The organism is Enemella evansiae (assembly GCF_002250705.1).
Classification (GTDB): domain Bacteria; phylum Actinomycetota; class Actinomycetes; order Propionibacteriales; family Propionibacteriaceae; genus Enemella; species Enemella evansiae.
This window is the reverse complement of sequence record NZ_NMVP01000016.1, coordinates 11,964-28,888: the sequence shown is the minus strand read 5'-3', so window position 1 is coordinate 28,888 and position 16,925 is coordinate 11,964. Positions and strand designations below refer to the sequence as shown.

Sequence of the window (16,925 nt, the reverse complement as noted above, 5' to 3'; positions counted from 1 at the left end):
GGCTGCTGGTCCTACGGTGGAGGTATGTCCAATCCATACGGGCCGAAAGAGAAGCTCACCGCCGAGCAGGCCGTCGAGGCGATGCCGAAGTGGCGACTGGTGCACGGCCGGATGCACCTGGTGGCGAAGTTCTCCGATTTTCGGCGGTCGCTGGAGTTCGTGAACCGGGTGGGCGAGCTCGCCGAGGAGATGAACCACCATCCCGAGATCGACATCCGCTACAACAAGGTGCATCTGGCGCTCAGCTCGCACGATGTCGGCGGCATCTCCGGCCGCGATGTCGACCTGGCCGCGGCGATCGTCCCGGTGGTCAAGGTGTCCGACGGGCAGATCGACCTGGCGGGGCTGAGCGAGACCCAGATCGCGATCGACGCCCAGGACATCGCGGCGATCCTGCCGTTCTGGCAGGCGGTCTACGGCTATGACCAGGTCGACGACGACGAACTCGTCGACCCGAACAAGTCCGGTCCCTCGATCTGGTTCCAGCCGACCGACGAGCGCCGCGACCAGCGCAACCGGATCCACATCGACGTCGACGTGCCCGCCGATCAGGCCGAGCAGCGCGTCCAGGCGGTGCTGGATGCCGGCGGCCGACTGGTCACCGACCAGTACGCCCCCGCCTGGTGGGTGCTGGCCGATGCCGAGGGCAACGAGGCCTGCGTCTGCACGTTCCAGTCGCCGGCCGACTCGCAGGGCTAGGTCAGTTTCAGCGTACGGCCGGCGACGACCAGCCAGACCTCGTCGCTGGCCGCACCGATCGCCTGATTGGTACGCCCCAGCCAGTCGGTGAAGACGCGACCGGAACGGTGGTCGGAGACCAGCCCCCAGCCGACCTCGTTGGTCACCGCGACGGCCTGGTGCGGGTACGCCCGCCACGCGGCGGCCAACGCCTCGATCCGCTCGGCGATCGCGGATTCCCAACCGGACAGGGAATCCCAGGCGCCGGTCTCGCCCAACTGGGCGGCCAGCCAGGTGCCGAGGCAGTCCAGCAGCACCGGGCCGTCCAGCGTGGGCAGCGCCGCGGCGACCTCGGTGGTCTCGATGGTCCGCCAGTGCGCCGGCCGCTGCTCCTGATGGTGCGCGATCCGCTCCGCCCACTCGGGGTCGGTGACCGGATCCGCCTTCGGCCCGGGCGCCAGATAGACCACATTGTCCTGCCCGGACAGGGTTTCCTCGGCCATCCGCGACTTCCCGGACCGGATGCCGCCGGTGATCAGCACCCTCACAGCGCCCAACCGATCAGCAGCGTGGTCAGCGACACCTCGATCGCCGCGCCCATCACGTCACCGTTGATGCCGCCGAAGACCCGCCGGGCACGGGTCACCAGCCAGTTCGCCACCAGCACCGCTGTCAACCCCACCTGCGCCCCGCGCCAGGGCGACAGCCCGGCCCACCAGGCCAGCAGCGTCGCCCCGGCGACCGTCGCCGCCGCACAGGACCAGGCGAGCCAGCCCGGTACCTGACCGGCCAGCGCCCGGCCCAACTGTGACCCGGGCATCGCCGGAATCCCTGCCCGACAACAGATCGCGATCGCCCAACGGGACAGCAGCACCGACCCGCCGACGAGTGCCCAACCGTGCGGCTGCTCGGCCAGGGCACCGATCGCGACCACCTGCAGGCCGAGCAGCACGATCAGCGCGATGATCCCCATCGGGCCGATGTCACCGCGCTTCAGCACCTCCCGGGCCCGCTCCGGTGACCAGCCGGCGCCGAATCCGTCGGCCACATCGGCCAACCCGTCGACGTGCATCGCCCGGGTCGCCAGCGCCAGCCAGCCGATCACCAGCAACCCGGTGAGCAGATCGGGGGATCCCCACAGATTCCCTGCCTGGGTGATGATCGCGGCGACCAGCGCCAGCGGCAGCACCGCCAGCGGCGCGACGGCCACCATCACCCGGGCCGCGGCCGGACCGGTCTCGAACCGCCCGCTCGGCAGCACGGTGAGCGTACCCACCGCCCATCGCCACCCGTCGCCGAAGGCCGCCATCAGGACCCCTCGCCCAGTTCGCCGAGCAGCGCCATCTCAGCCAGCAGCAGCGCCGCGGACCGCAGCAGCGGCACCGCGGCCATCGCCCCCGACCCCTCGCCGAGCCGCATCCCCAGATCGAGCAGCGGTGTCAGCCCGAGCTTGTCCAGCGCGTACGCCTGGGCCGGCTCGGTGGAGCGGTGTCCCGCCGCGAACCAGGCCATCGCACCCGGTGCGAGATCCTCGGCGAGCACCGCCTCGGCGACCGCGATCACCCCGTCCAGCAAGACCGGTACCCCGGCTTCGGCCGCGCCGGCCAAGAAGCCGGCGCCGACCGCCAGATCCGCCGATCCCAATCCGGCAAGGCGTTCCAGCGGATCGGCGGCGCGCTCACCCACCCGCCGCAGCGCCGTCTCGATCACCGCGGCCTTGTGGGCCCGGCCGGCCTCGTCGAGCCCGGTCCCGATCCCGGCCACCTGCTCCGCGGTCAACCCGAGACCGGCCGCGATCAGCGCGGCGGCCGGGGTGGTGTTGCCGATGCCCATGTCGCCGAGGATCAACAGATCGGTGCCGGCGGCCACCTCCTCGGTGGCGATCTGCCGACCGACCCGGACCGCCTGCTCGGCCTCGGTGCGGGTGATCGCATCGACCCGGTCGATCGATCCGCAGGAGCGGCGCAGCTTGAACCGGGTGACGGCATCGCCGAGGTCGGACAAATCTGCGTCCACCGCGATGTCCAGCACCCGGACCGTGGCGCCGTGCTGGCGGGCGAGCACGTTCATCGCGGCCCGGCCGGCGACGAAGGCCCGCACCATCAGCGCGGTCACCTCGCTCGGATAGGCCGACACCCCGCGCGCGGCCACCCCGTGATCACCGGCCAGGATCACCGCGCGGACCCGCTCCGGCGGTCGCGGCGGGCACACCCCCTGGCAGGCGGCGAGCCAGGCGCCGAGCTCCTCCAACCGGCCGAGCGCACCGACCGGCTTGGCCAGGGTGTCGCTGCGCTCCCGCGCCCGCTGGCGGGCCGCCTCATCCGGTGGCGTGATGGCCATCGACGGCTCCCTCCGCTGCCTGACTGGTCCCCTCGCAGCCTAGTGCCCCAGGGCCCGGCCCAGCGCGGCCGCGAGCGCATCGCTGACCGCCGGTTCGCGGACCGCCAGCCGGAGGTACCGCTCGTCCAGACCGGGGAAGGTGTCACAGCGCCGGACCGCGAACCCCTCCGCCCGCAGCCGCTCCCGCAGCCCCACCGGCCCCCGGGCCAGCACGAACGGTGCGCTCCGCCCGCCGACGATCTCGAGCCCGGCTTCCCGCAGCCGGGTCACCAGGTGCGCCCGCTGCTCGGCGATCGACGCCACCTCGCGTCCGGCCTCGGCCAGCGCCTCGGGGCTGCTCGTCGCCACCATCGCGGCCAGGGCCGGAGTGGACACCGACCAGTGCGGCTGCTGCGCCGCCAGCCGGTCGATCAGCGTGGGGTCGCCGACCGCGTACCCGGCCCGGATCCCGGCCAACCCCCAGGTCTTGGTCAGCGAGCGCGCCACCAGTACGCCGGGCATCACCGGGGCGATCAGGGATTCGGGTTCGGTGGGGGTGGTTTCGACTCGCTCGTTCCTCGCTCGCTCAACCAGCGTGGGGACCGCGTCCATGAAGGCCTCGTCGACCAGCAGCACCCGGCCCGGCCGGGCCAGGGCGCGCAGCGTCGCGGCCCGATGCAGCACCCCGGTCGGATTGGTGGGGTTTCCCACCACCACCAGGTCGGCGTCCGCGGGCACCAGGTCCGCGTCGAGCGCGAAGTCCGGCCCGGGCAGCAGCACCCGCTCGACCGGCACCCCGGCGGCCCGCAGCGCGGCTTCCGGCTCCGTGAACTGCGGATGCACCACCGCGGCCCGGCGTACCCCCGCGCCACGGGCCACCAGGGTGAAGGCCTCCGCGCCGCCGGCGGTCGGGAGCACCTGCTCCACCGCCACCTGGTGCCGCGCGGCCAGCGCGCGGCGGGCCGGTCCGGCGTCGGGGTAGGCGCCCAGTTCGCCGATGGTCCCCGCCAGCACCTCCGCCAACCAGGCCGGTGGTGCGGGCCGGCGGACGTTCACCGCCAGATCGATCAGCGCACCGGCTGGCCCGGCACCCAGTTCGTCGTCACCGTGCCAGCGCAGCGGATCCTCACCACTCGATGCCACGCTGACCCTTCTGGCCGGCGTCGAAGGGGTGCTTGACCTTGGTCATCTCGGTGACCAGATCGGCCTGCTCGACCAGCCGCGGATGGGCACCCCGCCCGGTGATCACCACATGTTGAAATCCCGGTCGGTCGGCCAGCGTGGAACAGACGTCGTCGATGTCCAGCCAGCCCCAGGTGATCGGATAGGTGAACTCGTCCAGCACGTAGAGGCCGTGGCGCTGCGCGGCGAACCGGCGCTTCACCTCCGCCCAGCCCTCGGCCGCCTGGGCCGCGTGATCGTCCTCGGTGCCCTGTTTGCGGCTCCACGACCAGCCGGCGCCCATGATCTGCCAGTCCACCGGCCCGCCCGCACCGGTCTGCTCGTGCACCCCGCCCAGGGCACGCAGCGCGGCCTCCTCACCGATCCGCCACTTGCCGTTCTTGACGAACTGGAACACCGCGATCGACCAGCCCTGGTGCCAGCCGCGCAGCGCCAATCCGAAGGCGGCGGTCGACTTGCCCTTGCCCTCACCGGTGTTGACGGCCAGCAGTGGCCGGTTGCGGCGCTGCCGGGTGGTCAGCCCGTCCTCGGGGATCTGATCGGGCTCGCCCTCGGCCATGGCGTACTCCTCAACCCCGGATGTCACTCGACGCGGAAACGGGATCGGACCCGCTCCTCGGGGGGAGAGCGGGTCCGACCGACATTATTTTTAGCAGACAATCAAAAGTTGAAGTAGTTGGCCGCGCTGAAAATGGACGGCGCGCCGGAAAAAGTCCGGGCCCCCGGCACCCCGAAGCGCCGGGGACCCAGACGATCAGGAAGCGGCCTTGCCCATCGGGGTGCCCGGGCGGACCTTCTTCGGCTTGCCCGACTTGCCGTTGCTGGCCTTGCCGTTCACCATCGAGGTGTCGTACGCCAGGGTCCCGGCGGCGTAGGCCATCGCCTTGAGGTTGATGTCGATCGCCTCCCGGCTGATGTTGTTGATGTCGTCTTGAGCGGTGTGGTAGTTCGGGTCGTAGAGGATGCCCTCGGTGCCACCGAACATCTCGACTTCCTCAGCGGTCTTGGTGCCATCGGCACCGGTGAACAGACCGGAGGAGGGGATGCCGTTCTCGATGAACGGCTGGTAGTCGGAGCGACCGGAGAACTCGGTGTCCACCCACGGCTGCTGGATCGCATCGAAGCGGTCGGTGAAGATCTTCTCCAGCGCCGCCGAACCCTCGGGCACCGGAACCGGGGCCTCGTAGGTCGACTGGTTGGCGTCGTAGACACCGATGATGTAGTTCGGCGAACCGACCATGTCGTAGTTCAGGTAGCCGGCGATGTTCTGCAACTCGGCCGGGTTGTTCTCGACCAGATCGTTGACGTAGTAGGTCGCACCGAGCAGGCCCAGCTCCTCGGCACCCCACCAGGCGAACCGCACCTTGTTGTTGACCTTGTTCGCCCGGCCCAGCTGCACCGCGGTCTCCAGCTGCGTGGCGGCACCGGAGGCGTTGTCGCTCATCCCGGGGCCCTCATAGGCGCCGTCCAAGTGGGCGCCGAGCACCACGACGTTGTCGGTGCGGCCGGTCTTCGTCTCGGCGAAGATGTTGAAGGTCTGGCGCTCCTCGACGACCTTGTCGAGCACGAACTTCATCACCACCGGGCCGCTGGCCATCTTGGCGACCAGCGTCTGGCCCTCGGCCTGGGTGACACCGGTGGTCGGGACGTAGTTGTCACCGGGGGCGCCGAGGGTGCCGTTCAGGGCGCCGTCGGTGTTGTTGTAGATGATCGCGGCCGAGGCGCCGGCGGCCTTCGCCGCGGCCGACTTCTGGCCGAAGGAGCAGGTGCCCCGGCTGATCAGGGCGATCTTGCCGGTCGCGTCCACGCCGCCCCACTCGCTCGCGTCGCAGCCGGTGGCGACCGCGGGGGCCACCAGTTCGGCGGTCACCCCGGCCGGTCCGGTGGACGGCGAGTAGCTCATCGGGGTGTGCTCCACCGAGCGGGCGGTCGGCGAGACCTCGTCCAGCGAGGTGGCGTTCACCTGCTCGAAGATGAAGTCGAAGTATTGCCGGGTGGTGGTGTACCCGGCGGCGGCGAGGGTCTTCTCCACATACTGGGCGGAGGCCTCGTAGCCGGGGGTGCCGGCGGCGCGGTTGCCACCGTTGGCGTCGGCGATCGCCTGGAACTGGTTCAGGTGCTGCATCGCGGTGTCGGTGGAGACGGCCCTCGCCATCTTCTCGCCCGAGTTCGGATTGGGTGCGGCGGAGGCCGGAGCTGCGGCGAGCCCCGATCCGGCGAGTGCGGTGGCTGTCAGCGCTGCGGCGAGCGCGGTTGATCGGCGGCGGATGCGCACGGGGTGTCTCCTCGTCGTCTTTGATGGGATGGCCCGGCTTGTGACCGGGATCACAGCAACCTATGACCCGCGGCAGACAGTGGGCCAGCGCAATGAGAGGAGTCTCAGGTCACGAATGGGTCACTTGTCCGTCAGAAGCCGACGGTGAGGGCCAATCCGCCGAGCCCGAGCAGCGTGATCAGGCAGAGCCCGAGCAGCCAGCGGTGCGCGTGACCGAGGTCCGGCGGCGGGTCCGCGGAGTCCTTCGCACCGGCCCCGTCGGCCGCCGGCACCAGTGCCAGGGCGACCCGGGTCGGGGCGGCCATGGTGAGTACGCCGGAGGAGAGGTTCTGGATGGCGACGAGTTCCAGAGCGGGTACGCCGATGGCGTGCGCGGCCTGCGCCTGGCTGGCCACGAACATCGCATTCGCACCGACCACCGTGCCGCTGACCAGGCCGCCCAGGCCGCCGACGAACGGCGCCAGGAACAGATAACCCCGGCCGAGCTGGGCCAACCCGGTCGCCACCGCCGCGCTCATCCCGGTCAGCGTGAGCACCGCGCCGAGCAGCAGGAAGCCGGCGGTAGCGCTGCCGACCGGCCACCAGCGGCGTACCGAGGCGACCAGATCGGATCGGACGAGTGCCGCCGAACTGTGGTGCTGGCGCAGCGCCACCGCGCTCGCCACCACCAGCCACAGCGACCCCAGCCCGAGCAGCTGCCAGGCCCCGCCGGTCCCGGTCACCCGCAGCGCGATACCGCTGACCAGCAACCCGACGACCAGCACCAGATAGGGCAGCAGGGCTGCCGCGGTCTCGCGATCCAGACCGACCCGGGCACCGGCCAGCCGGAACCGCAGCAGCGCCACCGCGGTCGCCGCCAGCGCACCGAGCACCCCGGCCAGCGGCGGACCGAGCAGCCAGTTCGTCGCCACCAGTACGCCCCACAGCACCGCGCCGATGAGCAGCACGTCGAGCAGCGGCGTCACCCGCAGCGCCTGTCGGCGGTAGCAGAGCGCCTGGGTGGCCAACCCGGTCAGCAGAATCGGCAGCCAGGCGAGCTGGGCGCTGCGCACCCCGAGCTCGATCTCACCCACCCCGCCGAGCGCGGAGGCGACCAGCGCACCGGGTGCGAGCGCACCCCAGGTGGTCAGGAACAGCCCGAACAGGGCCAGGATCAGCGAACGCGTCCGGTCGAAACCGAGATGCCGCAGCAACGGGACCGCGACCATCGCACCGAGCCCGTAACCGGTCACCGATTCGGCGAACGGGGTGAGCCCGAAGACCAGCAGCAACGCCGCCCGCTCCCGCTGTCCGGCGCCGCTGCGCTCCACCCAGGCGGCGATCGTCGCCTGCGCGCCGACCCGGTCCAGCACCCGATTCAGCAGCACCCCGCCGAACAGCACCGCGAGCACCTCGGCGATCGTCGGCGCCAGTCCGAGCAGGCCCGCGGACCAGCCGGCGGCCGGCGCCCGGAAGAGCGTCAACCCCAGCAGGACGGCGGCGGTGAGGGAGAGCAGGGCCGCCGTCAGTGCCTTCATCCGCAGCGCCAGCGCGAGCACGGCGACCAGCAGCGGCAGCGCCGCCAGCAGAGTGGTGAATTGCACCGGCCGAGCCTACCGAGCAGACCCCGGCCGAACGGCACCATGGACACATGGGAGCCAGCCGCATCCTCGTCGTCGAGGACAACGACGCCATCCGCCTCGCCCTGCGCTCGGCGCTGCGCGGGCAGGGTTTCGAGGTCGGTGAGCTGGCCTCGGGGGACGGGGTGGAGGCGAGGTTGGCGGACTTCGCGCCGGAACTGGTGGTGCTCGATGTGATGCTCCCCGGCGGCCGGGACGGGTTCGATCTGCTGCCGGTGATCCGGGCGCACAGCAGGGCCGGCGTGCTGATGCTGACCGCCCGGGACACGATGGCCGACCGGGTCCGCGGGCTGGCCGAGGGTGCGGATGACTATCTGGTGAAGCCGTTCGCGATGGTCGAGGCGATCGCCCGCTGTCACGCGATCCTGCGGCGTACCGGGGCGATCGGCGCCAGCGTCACGATCGGCGAGCTGACGATCGCCGACGAGGCCACCCGGGTCAGCTGCGGCGGCGTACCGGTCGAGCTCACCGCGACCGAACGCAGGATCCTGGCACTGCTCGCCCGCCAGGTCGGCCGGGTGGTGCCCAAGTCACAGCTGCTGACCAGCATCTGGGGCTATCACGGATACGACGCCAATGTGGTGGAGGTGCACGTGTCGACGCTGCGCAGGAAGCTGGAGCGGTACGGCCCGCGGGTGGTGCACACCGTGCGCGGCGAGGGCTATCGGCTGGGGGAGTCGTGACCGAACCACCCCGTACCGAGGCACCCCTGCCGGCCGCCAGCCTGCGGACCCGGGTGCTGCTGGCCATGCTGGCGGTGCTCGCGGTCACCCTGGTGGTGCTGGTGACCACAGTGGGCCAGATCTACACCGCCCAGGCGCGCCGGGATGTGACCACGCTGGTGAACCAGCGGATCGGGCTGGCCCAGCAGCTGGCCCGCACCCCGATCGGCCCCCAGGGGTTGGCGGATCGGGTGTCGGGCCGGGAGCTGCAGGTGGAACTGGTGCTGCGTGGCGGGCAGCGCTACCAGTCCGGCCCGGAACCCGAGCGGCCCGGACGGGCCCGCACGGCGACGCTGCAGGGCGGCCGGGCGGCGTATGAGGGGGCGACCCTCACCGTGACCGCCGACCTGGCGGCGACGAACGCCTCGTCGGCGGCGGTGCAGCGGGCGCTCTGGATCGCCGCCGCGGTGGTGCTGCTGCTCGGCGGTCTGCTCACCTGGCTGGCGACCTGGTTCGCGCTCCGGCCGCTGAAACGGATGGCCGGCTCGGCCCGCCGGATCGCGGGCGGGGAGCGCGGGGTCCGGCTGCGGCCGACCAACCCGCGGACCGAGATCGGTGCCACCGCGACCGCTGTCGACCAGATGCTCGACGAGCTGGAGGGTGCCGAGCTGCGGGCCCGGGAGGCCGAGCAGGTCGCCCAGGGGTCGGCGGAGCGGATGCAGTCCTTCCTGGCCGACGCCGCCCACGAGCTGCGTACCCCGCTGGCCGGGATCCAGGCGGCCAGCGAGGCGCTGCTCACCGAGTCGTCGCCGGCGGAGCGACAGCAGTTGGAGCTGCTGCTGGCCCGCGAGGCGCAGCGGGCGGGGGCGATGGTGTCCTCGCTGCTCGACCTGGCACGGATCGATGCCGGGCTGGATCTCAACCGGGGGCCGGTATCGCTGGGTGCGCTGGTTGGTGCGGAGGCGGAACGGGTCGAGCTGGCGGGACCGGCGGTGACCGTGCACCGGGTCGGGTTGGCCGACCTGGCGATCATCGGCGACGCCGACCGGGTGGCGGGCGCGCTGCGGAATCTGGTCGACAACGCGATCCGGTACGCCGCAGTGGGCGGCCCGGGTGGGTGGATCGAGCTGGGCCTGGCGCAGGACGGGGACACCGCCGTGCTCACCGTCACCGACTCCGGGCGCGGCGTACCCGATCACCAGCGCGAGCGGATCTTCCACCGGATGGTCCGGCTGCGCGGTGAGGAGGTCGGCGCCGGATCGGGGCTGGGGCTGAACATCGCCCGCGGGTACGCCCGGGCGCACGGCGGTGAGGTGATCTGCGCTCCCGCCGAACCCGGCCGCGGCGCCCGCTTCGTGCTCACCCTCCCGCTCACCGACCAGTTCGCGCAGTGACGCCCTCTCGTTCATCGAGTAGCTCGCGCAGCGAGCGTGTCGAGATGAACCCCAGTGATCAGGAGATGACGGGAAGCTCCTTGTTGAAGCCAGCAAGGAAACGCGCCGGATCGGCATCCAGCACCCGGGTCAGCAGATTGGCGTACACCTGCCGGAAATCGAGGTTCGACTTGAGGTCGCCGTTGTCGAGATCGGTGAGGCTGGGCTGATCGCCGTGGAAACCCGGCCGCACCCCGCGGCCCATCAGGAACATCGGACCCGCCGTTCCGTGGTCGGTCCCGTCCGAACCGTTCGCCCGAACCCGCCGGCCGAACTCCGAATGCACCATCGTCACCACCTGCTTGCCCCGCTCGGTACCGTTCAGCCGCTGTTGGAAGCGGGACAGGCAGTCCGACAGATGCCCGAGAAGCCCTTCCAGGCTGGCCTTTTCGCCGGCATGGGTGTCGAAGCCACCGAGCGAGACCGAATAGACCCGCGACGGTACGCCGAGCTCGATCATCGCCGCGACCAGGTCGAGCTGCTGCTCCAGGGCCTGTTGCCCACCGGTCCCGGTGCCCGACCCCTGCCCCTGCGGCGCCTGGGCCTCCTCGCGCGCTCGGGCCACCGAGGGATCCAGCGCGACGCCGATCCGTGCCACCTCGCTCAGCGATCGTGCCGCGGCGGCCTGCAGCGGACAGTCCGCCGGATCGGGTCGGCCGAGCATCGCCAGCGGATTCGCCGTCGGCCCTTTGCCCAGTTGCAATCCCTTCGGTGGGCAGGAGGCCGCCGCGGTCCGGGAGCCGACCAGCACCGGTGGCAGCACCGGCTCGACCGAGACCGCCTGCAGCGGGTCACCGGTGGCATCGAGCCAGCGACCGAGCCAACCGCTCGGCTGGGGCGTACGCGGGTCCGCGGTCTGCCAGATCGCCATCGAACGGAAGTGGCTGCGGTCCGGCTGCGGATAGCCGACCCCGCGCACGATCGCCAGCTCCTTGCTGTCCCACAAGGATTTCAGGCCCGTCATCGCCGGGTTGAGGCCGAGCCCGTCGCCCAGGTCGAGGACCTCACCCGGCTGGTACGCCAGGTCCGGGCGGGCATCCTGGTAGGCCCTGTCGGCGGCCGGGATGACGGTGTTCAACCCGTCGTTCCCGCCATAGAGGGTCACCAGCACCAGCACCCCGGACCGCGGATCCAGCGGTGAGTCGATGGCCGCCTGACGCAGCACGTCGGGATGGGTCCAGGCGTAACCGCCGCCGGCGGCCAGGGCGCCGGCACCGGCCGCAACCCCTGACCAGGTGAGGAACTTGCGTCGGGAGAAAGTCATCGGGACACCACCACCTCGGGAGAGCAGGCGGCCGTCACCAGCATCGCCTGGGGTCTGTCGGCCTGTTGCAGTGCGGCCCTGGTCCGCTCGGTCCAGGTGACGCCGAAAGTCGTTGCCAGCAACGAGATCCGGGCATCAGCGCTGGTCTTCGCTGCCTCTTTCACGAAACCCGCCCGGGCGGCCACCAGATCGGCCAGGGTGGCCCGTGCCACCGCCGTCCCGGTGTTCAACCAGAGCTGGTCCGAGGGCCAGCCGCCGACACTCGGCGGGGTGAACGGCACCTGGCCCATGGCCCGCAGGGCGCGCTGCACCCTGGCCAGGTCGTCATCGGACCAGTCCTGGGGCCGGACGCCGAGCACCCGCAGCAGACCGACGAGCCACTCCACCGGGGACTTCACCAGCGCATGGCGGTCGTCCCGGAAGGCCGGTCCGCTCGCCACCGCGGTCAGCACCGAGGCCACCGATCCGCTGCCGAAAGTCCGCGGGAGGCCGGCGAGCACGTCGTCGGGGATCGGGTGGTCGCCGACCAGCCGGAACCAGAGCCGTTGCGGGACGAAGGTCGTCCATGCCGGTTTCTGCAGGACCACGTCGGCGAACCCGGCCGCGTCGAAGTTTCCGGTCCGACCGAGGATCGTCTTCGGTTTCCGATCCTGCCGCTTCGGCTGCAGCACGGCGCGCTCACCGGTGATCACCCAACCGGTCAACGCGCGTGCGGCCTCCCGGACATCCTGTTCGCTGTACTGGCCGACACCGAGGGTGAACAGTTCCATGAACTCGCGGGCCAGGTTCTCATTCGGTGCCTTGAGGGTCGACTTCTCCCCGTCCAGCCAGTCGATCATCGCCGGGTCGGTCAGCATTTCCTTCGCCAGGGTGGGAAAATCGCCGAGCGCGTTGCGGCGGAAGGTCTCGTTCTGCGGCAGCATCAGCGCGACCGGGCGGACCTTGGCGAAGCTGGTCGCGAAGTGCCCGTGCCAGAACCAGGTCAGCTTCTCCACCCCCTGGTGCTCGGCGGCGACCATCCGGGCCAGCCACCAACGGATCAGCGCGGTGCGGTTGGTCTGCTGGACCTTGGCGTAGGCGAGCTTGCTGTCCTGGTCGTTCCGGTCCCGCTTCGGTGTCGGCTGCAGCGTCGGCGGCGGGGTGGCCGCGGCGCCGGGATCATCACCGCTCGGTGTGAGCAGCGTGGTCAGCGTCTGCCGGAAACCGGCCTGCTGGGCACGCTCCCGCTCGGCCGGGGTGGCCGAGAAGGCGTACCGGTCGAGCAGTCGGGTGACCGCCTGGGCTTCGGACAGTTGGGGCATGGCAACCATGCTGGTACGCGGTGGGGTCGCCGGACAGCGGGTACGGTCCGTTCTTCAGCCATCCAACAGGTTCACCCGGCCGTCGAGCAGGTCGTGCAGCGACCCAGCGGGTTCGCACGGTCTTCGAGTAGGTCGCGCAGCGACCCAGCGGGTTCGCACGGTCTTCGAGCAGGTCGCGCAGCGACCGTGTCGAGAAGATCTGGTTCATCTCGACACGCCGACCATTGCTCCGCTTCGCTGCGCATGGTCGGCTACTCGATGAACGTCAGCGGAGGAAGGCCTGGATCAGCGGGCCGGCGGTCTTCGAACCGGATTCCCCGTCGTTGACCCAGACGGCGACGGCGAGATCGCCGCGGTAGGCGATCATCCAGGCGTGGGTGCGCGGCGGGGTCGCGGTGCCGTATTCGGCGGTACCGGTCTTGGCGCCGTCGGCGGTGCCGGAGAGGAAGCTCGCGGTGCCCTGGGAGACCACCAGTCGCATCACCCGCTGCAGCGCGGACGCCTCGTCGGCGGTCAGCGGCCGGCTCGGCTGCGGCGGCGGGTTCCCCGCGACCAGGGTCGGGATCACGGTACGCCCGGCCTGCACCGAGGCGGCGACCGCGGCCATCGCCATCGGTGACGCCTCCACGGTGCCCTGGCCGATCAGCGACTCGGCCTTGCCGACGACATTGGCCGGATCGGGTACCGAGCCGAAGAAGGAGGAGAAGCCGGCGTCGTAGTCGGTGCCCAGCCCGAGGCTGGCCGCCGCCTCCCGCAGCGCCTGCGGGCTGATCCGCTGGCTCTCCGCGATCAACGCGGTGTTGCAGGAGTACGCGACCGCATCGGCCAGGCTCAACCGGCCTACCTTCGATGCCGGGAAATCGCTGTAGTTCTTGAAGGTCCGGCCGTCGACGGTCACCGTGTCGGTGCAGTTCACCGGGGAGTCGGGGGTCATCCCGCTGCGCAACAGCGCGAGCGTGGTGACCACCTTGAAGGTCGAACCCGGGGCGTACCGGCCGAAGGTCGCATCCGGATTGCCACCGTTCCCCGCCGCGTTGGCGGCCGCCACGATCTTGCCGGTGGACGGCTGGATCGCCACCAGGGAAGCAGATCCGGACGCCCGGGAGAGCACCTGCTCGGCCTTCCGCTGGGCCGCGAGATCCAGACTCAGCGCGACATCACCACCGGTCTGGGCCGGTGCCTCGAAGAGCGTGACCGGCTTCATCGGCGCCGGGCTCGGGGTGGCCGCCGACGCGCTCGTACCGGGCGTGGCCGTCGCGGTCGGCGCCGGGGTCGGCGTCGTCCGCGGCACCAGCGACACCTTCGTCCCGGGCCTGCCGCGCAGCTGGGCATCGTCGCGTTTCTGCAGCCCGGAGATCCCGGTCTCATCACCGGGGAAGAGGGTGTAGCTCGACGCGGCGGCGACCTCCGGTGTCGCCGGTCCGGTGGTGCCGATCAGCTCGGGCGCGAACTCCTTGTCGGTGACCAGCGTCTGGTTCGACGGTACGCCGATCGCACCGGGGATCTGCCGCCAGCTGTCGTTCTGCGCCGCCTCCGGGCGCAGCGTGATCGCCTCGACGAACTGGGCCGGGCCGCCGGCGCGGACCTTGCTCAGATAGTTGTCGGGATTGATCTGCAGCGCCTGGGCCAGCCGGCGGGCCGAATCCTCGACCCGGGCCGCATCGACCCGGGACTTGTCGATGCCGACCCGCAGCACCGGCTTGTCCTCGGCGATCACCGCGGAGTCCTTGCCGGTGATCCGACCGCGGGTGGCCGGGGTGTTGGTGTGCACCAGCCGGGTGTCGAGCCCGAGCTGGGGATGGACCAGCTGCGGGGTCCAGTCGAGCACCCACTGGCCGTCGCGGTAGTTCAGCGTCGCGGTGGAGCGATAGGTCCACGGCTGGCCGGCGAACGGCCAGCTGTAGTCCAGGTCGACCGTGGCGACGTCACCATCGGTCTTCGTCCCGGTGACCGTCACCATCGGCTTGACGCCGTCCATGCCGCGGACGATCTCGCTCAGCTGACCGGCGGCGTCCTGGTCGGCGGGCACCTGGCTGAGGTCGGTGCGCTGCAGGCCGTCGATCAGCGCCTGCACCTGCGGCGCCGGGTCCGGTGGCTTCGGCACCGGCGGGGTGGAGAGCTTCGCCGCACAGCCCGACAGCAGCGCGGCCGCGCCGGCGAGCGCGAGCGGTCGGCGTACCGAGCGCAGCATCAGCGGCTGCTCCGCGAGCCACTCGACCCCGAGGATCCCGAGCTCGACGAGCCCGAGCCGGAGGAGCGGGAGGAGCTCGTGGAGCTGGACGAACTGGAGGTGACCTGCCGGGCGAGGGTGGACAGGCTCGGGGCGCTGGACTGGTCGGCGTCGGAGACCACGATCGCGACCGCGAAGGCGTCGGAGTAGCCGACCAGGATCTGGCGGCCGTCCGCCTCACCGGTGACGGCCTCCTTGAGCTGACCGTAGGAGCCGGTGGACTGCTTCATCATGGCCTGCAGGGACTTCGCCTCACCGTCGGTGAGCGGGGGTACGCCGTCCGCGCCGGCCGTCCGGTCGGGCACCACCGACGGGTTCACCGTGCGGCCGGCCTGCACCGAGGCGGCCATCACGGCCAGCGCCAGCGGGGAGGCCTGCACCGCACCCTCGCCGCCCTGGCCGATCAGCGCCTCGGCAGCGGCCAGATCACCGCTGGGTGCGGGGAAACCACCCAGGTTCACCGGCGTGCCCAGATCGGCCTGCCGGGCCAGCCCGAGGGATTTCGCCGCACCCTCCAGCTCACTCGGCCGCAGCTTCGACGCGGCCTGCGCCACTGCCGTCCGGCAGCCGCGGGCCAGTGCCTGCTCCAGCGTCATCGAGTTGCCGTTGTAGCTGAACCCCTTGGGGTTCTCGATGGTCCGGCCGCCGACATTGACGCTGCGCTCGCACGTCACCTTGTCGCTCAGCTTCACCCCGGAGCGGATCAGCGCGAGCGCGGCGACCGGGGAGGCGCCCAGCCCGGGGGCGAGCCTGCCGGTGGTCGAGTCGTCCTTGGCGCGGGCCGGCGGGGAGTCACCGGCGGCCAGCACCGCGCCGCCACCGGGACCGCTGCCGAGCCGCACCACCGCGATCGAGACCGGTTGTTTCGCCTTCGACACCGCGTCCTCGACGCGGGTCTGGACGTCGTCGTCGATCGTGGTCTGCAGGGTCTGCCCGGGCGCGTCGGGGAAATCGGCGACCAGGTTGTCCGACCCGGACTGTGCCGTGCCGGGGGCGGCGTCCCGGGGGACGAGATAGACCTTGTTGCCACCCCGGCCGCGCAGCTGCTGGTCGAAGGTCTTCTGCAGCCCGCTCTGGCCGACGACGTCACCTGGATAGATGGTGCCGCCGGAGTTCGCGACCTCCTGCTCGGTCGCATAGCCGACGGTGCCGAGCAGCGCCTTGGCGTACCCGGCGGACTTGGCGGCCGGCAGATTCACGGTGCGCGACTCGGCACCCTTGGTCCGGCTGTAGTTGGCGGGGATCTCCTCGGTGCGGACCGGGGCGGCGTCGACGAAGGCGTTCGGGCCGGCGGCGGCGACCTTCTGCTGGTACGCCGCCGGGTCCAGGTTGAGCTGGTCGGCGATGGTGCGGGCCGAGGACTGCTGGTCGCCGGTGTTGGGCACGGCCGCCTTGTTCAGTCCGAGCATCTGCAGCGGGGTGCTCTGCACCAGCACGGTCGCGCCGCGGCCGGTGATGGTGCCGCGCTCGGTGGTGGTGCGGTTGCGCTCCAACCGGTTGCCGGTGGTGAGCTTGGGGTGCAGCACCGAGGGTTCCCAGATCAGCTGCCAGGTCCCCTTGTCATCGACCAGGGTGGCCTTGGACTCATAGGCCCAGTCGGCCGAGAGCGGCCAGCTGTAGTCGAAGTCGACGGTGGCGGTGTTGCCGGCCCGCCGGATGTCCTGCACGGTGACCTTGGGCAGCAGCCCGTTCATCCCCCGCAGCAGCACCGGCAGGTCGGCGTTGGGGTCGCCGCTGCGCAGCGGCACGTTCTGCAGGCTGCCCGTGGACAGGCCCTGGGCGACGGCTGCGGCGGCGTCCTCGACGGTCGCGGCGGGCGGGCTCTGGCTGCCGGAGGCGTCGTCCGAACCACCGCCGCAGGCGGTCAGCAGGGTGGCCGTGGTGACCGCCAGAGCGATCGGAACACGCGTCCGCACGAAAGACTTCCTCCAGACAGATCCCCGGAGCATCGCCGTCGCGGGG

At 71.4% G+C, this 16,925-nt stretch carries 14 protein-coding genes; 3 read left to right on the top strand and 11 right to left on the bottom strand.

Features of this window, described 5'->3' with window-relative positions:
- Positions 1 to 24: 24 nt before the first annotated feature.
- Positions 25 to 699: a 4a-hydroxytetrahydrobiopterin dehydratase gene (locus BI335_RS11265; RefSeq protein ID WP_094431030.1), complete on the top strand. Its 675-nt coding sequence runs from the start codon at positions 25 to 27 to the stop codon at positions 697 to 699.
- Here the strand turns inward: BI335_RS11265 and BI335_RS11260 are convergent.
- The 7 genes from BI335_RS11260 to BI335_RS11230 all read right to left on the bottom strand — a co-directional run bounded on the left by BI335_RS11260 (position 696) and on the right by BI335_RS11230 (position 8,037).
- Positions 696 to 1,226 (bottom strand): bifunctional adenosylcobinamide kinase/adenosylcobinamide-phosphate guanylyltransferase, encoded by a 531-nt coding sequence (locus BI335_RS11260; RefSeq protein WP_229119554.1) that lies wholly within the window; start codon positions 1,224 to 1,226, stop codon positions 696 to 698. The genes BI335_RS11265 and BI335_RS11260 overlap by 4 nt on opposite strands.
- Complete coding sequence (locus BI335_RS11255; protein WP_094431026.1) at positions 1,223 to 1,987, bottom strand: adenosylcobinamide-GDP ribazoletransferase; 765 nt, start codon at positions 1,985 to 1,987, stop codon at positions 1,223 to 1,225. The genes BI335_RS11260 and BI335_RS11255 overlap by 4 nt, the downstream gene beginning before the upstream one ends.
- A complete protein-coding gene (gene cobT / locus BI335_RS11250; RefSeq protein ID WP_094431024.1) occupies positions 1,987 to 3,018 on the bottom strand; it encodes a nicotinate-nucleotide--dimethylbenzimidazole phosphoribosyltransferase in 1,032 nt (343 codons plus the stop codon). Before cobT ends, BI335_RS11255 begins: the two co-directional genes overlap by 1 nt.
- A gap of 39 nt (positions 3,019 to 3,057) precedes the next feature.
- Positions 3,058 to 4,140 (bottom strand): Rv2231c family pyridoxal phosphate-dependent protein CobC, encoded by a 1,083-nt coding sequence (gene cobC, locus BI335_RS11245; protein WP_094431022.1) that lies wholly within the window; start codon positions 4,138 to 4,140, stop codon positions 3,058 to 3,060.
- On the bottom strand, positions 4,124 to 4,738 hold the full coding sequence (gene cobO / locus BI335_RS11240; protein ID WP_094431020.1) for a cob(I)yrinic acid a,c-diamide adenosyltransferase: 615 nt from the start codon (positions 4,736 to 4,738) through the stop codon (positions 4,124 to 4,126). The genes cobC and cobO overlap by 17 nt, the downstream gene beginning before the upstream one ends.
- Before the next feature lie 195 nt (positions 4,739 to 4,933).
- Positions 4,934 to 6,454 (bottom strand): M20/M25/M40 family metallo-hydrolase, encoded by a 1,521-nt coding sequence (locus tag BI335_RS11235; protein WP_094358996.1) that lies wholly within the window; start codon positions 6,452 to 6,454, stop codon positions 4,934 to 4,936.
- 131 nt (positions 6,455 to 6,585) lie between these two features.
- On the bottom strand, positions 6,586 to 8,037 hold the full coding sequence (locus BI335_RS11230) for an L-lactate permease (RefSeq protein ID WP_094431018.1): 1,452 nt from the start codon (positions 8,035 to 8,037) through the stop codon (positions 6,586 to 6,588).
- Between the two features lie 47 nt (positions 8,038 to 8,084).
- Here BI335_RS11230 and BI335_RS11225 point away from each other — a divergent pair, with 47 nt between their 5' ends.
- Together BI335_RS11225 and BI335_RS11220 are read left to right on the top strand one after the other, a co-directional pair.
- Positions 8,085 to 8,756 carry a response regulator transcription factor gene (locus BI335_RS11225; RefSeq protein WP_094431016.1) on the top strand — a complete coding sequence of 224 codons (672 nt, stop codon included), beginning with the start codon at positions 8,085 to 8,087 and terminating at the stop codon, positions 8,754 to 8,756.
- A complete protein-coding gene (locus BI335_RS11220) occupies positions 8,753 to 10,129 on the top strand; it encodes a HAMP domain-containing sensor histidine kinase (protein ID WP_094431014.1) in 1,377 nt (458 codons plus the stop codon). Before BI335_RS11225 ends, BI335_RS11220 begins: the two co-directional genes overlap by 4 nt.
- Before the next feature lie 58 nt (positions 10,130 to 10,187).
- Here the strand turns inward: BI335_RS11220 and BI335_RS11215 are convergent, their stop codons facing one another.
- The 4 genes from BI335_RS11215 to BI335_RS11200 form a co-directional block, all read right to left on the bottom strand.
- Positions 10,188 to 11,432, bottom strand: coding sequence for a DUF1501 domain-containing protein (locus BI335_RS11215; protein ID WP_094431012.1), 1,245 nt, complete (start codon positions 11,430 to 11,432; stop codon positions 10,188 to 10,190).
- Positions 11,429 to 12,733: a DUF1800 domain-containing protein gene (locus BI335_RS11210; RefSeq protein ID WP_094431010.1), complete on the bottom strand. Its 1,305-nt coding sequence runs from the start codon at positions 12,731 to 12,733 to the stop codon at positions 11,429 to 11,431. Before BI335_RS11210 ends, BI335_RS11215 begins: the two co-directional genes overlap by 4 nt.
- Positions 12,734 to 12,998: 265 nt before the next feature.
- A complete protein-coding gene (locus BI335_RS11205; protein WP_094431008.1) occupies positions 12,999 to 14,924 on the bottom strand; it encodes a penicillin-binding transpeptidase domain-containing protein in 1,926 nt (641 codons plus the stop codon).
- Positions 14,924 to 16,879, bottom strand: a complete 1,956-nt coding sequence (locus BI335_RS11200) for a penicillin-binding transpeptidase domain-containing protein (RefSeq protein WP_166646760.1) — start codon at positions 16,877 to 16,879, stop codon at positions 14,924 to 14,926. The genes BI335_RS11205 and BI335_RS11200 overlap by 1 nt, the downstream gene beginning before the upstream one ends.
- Between the last annotated feature and the right edge of the window lie 46 nt (positions 16,880 to 16,925).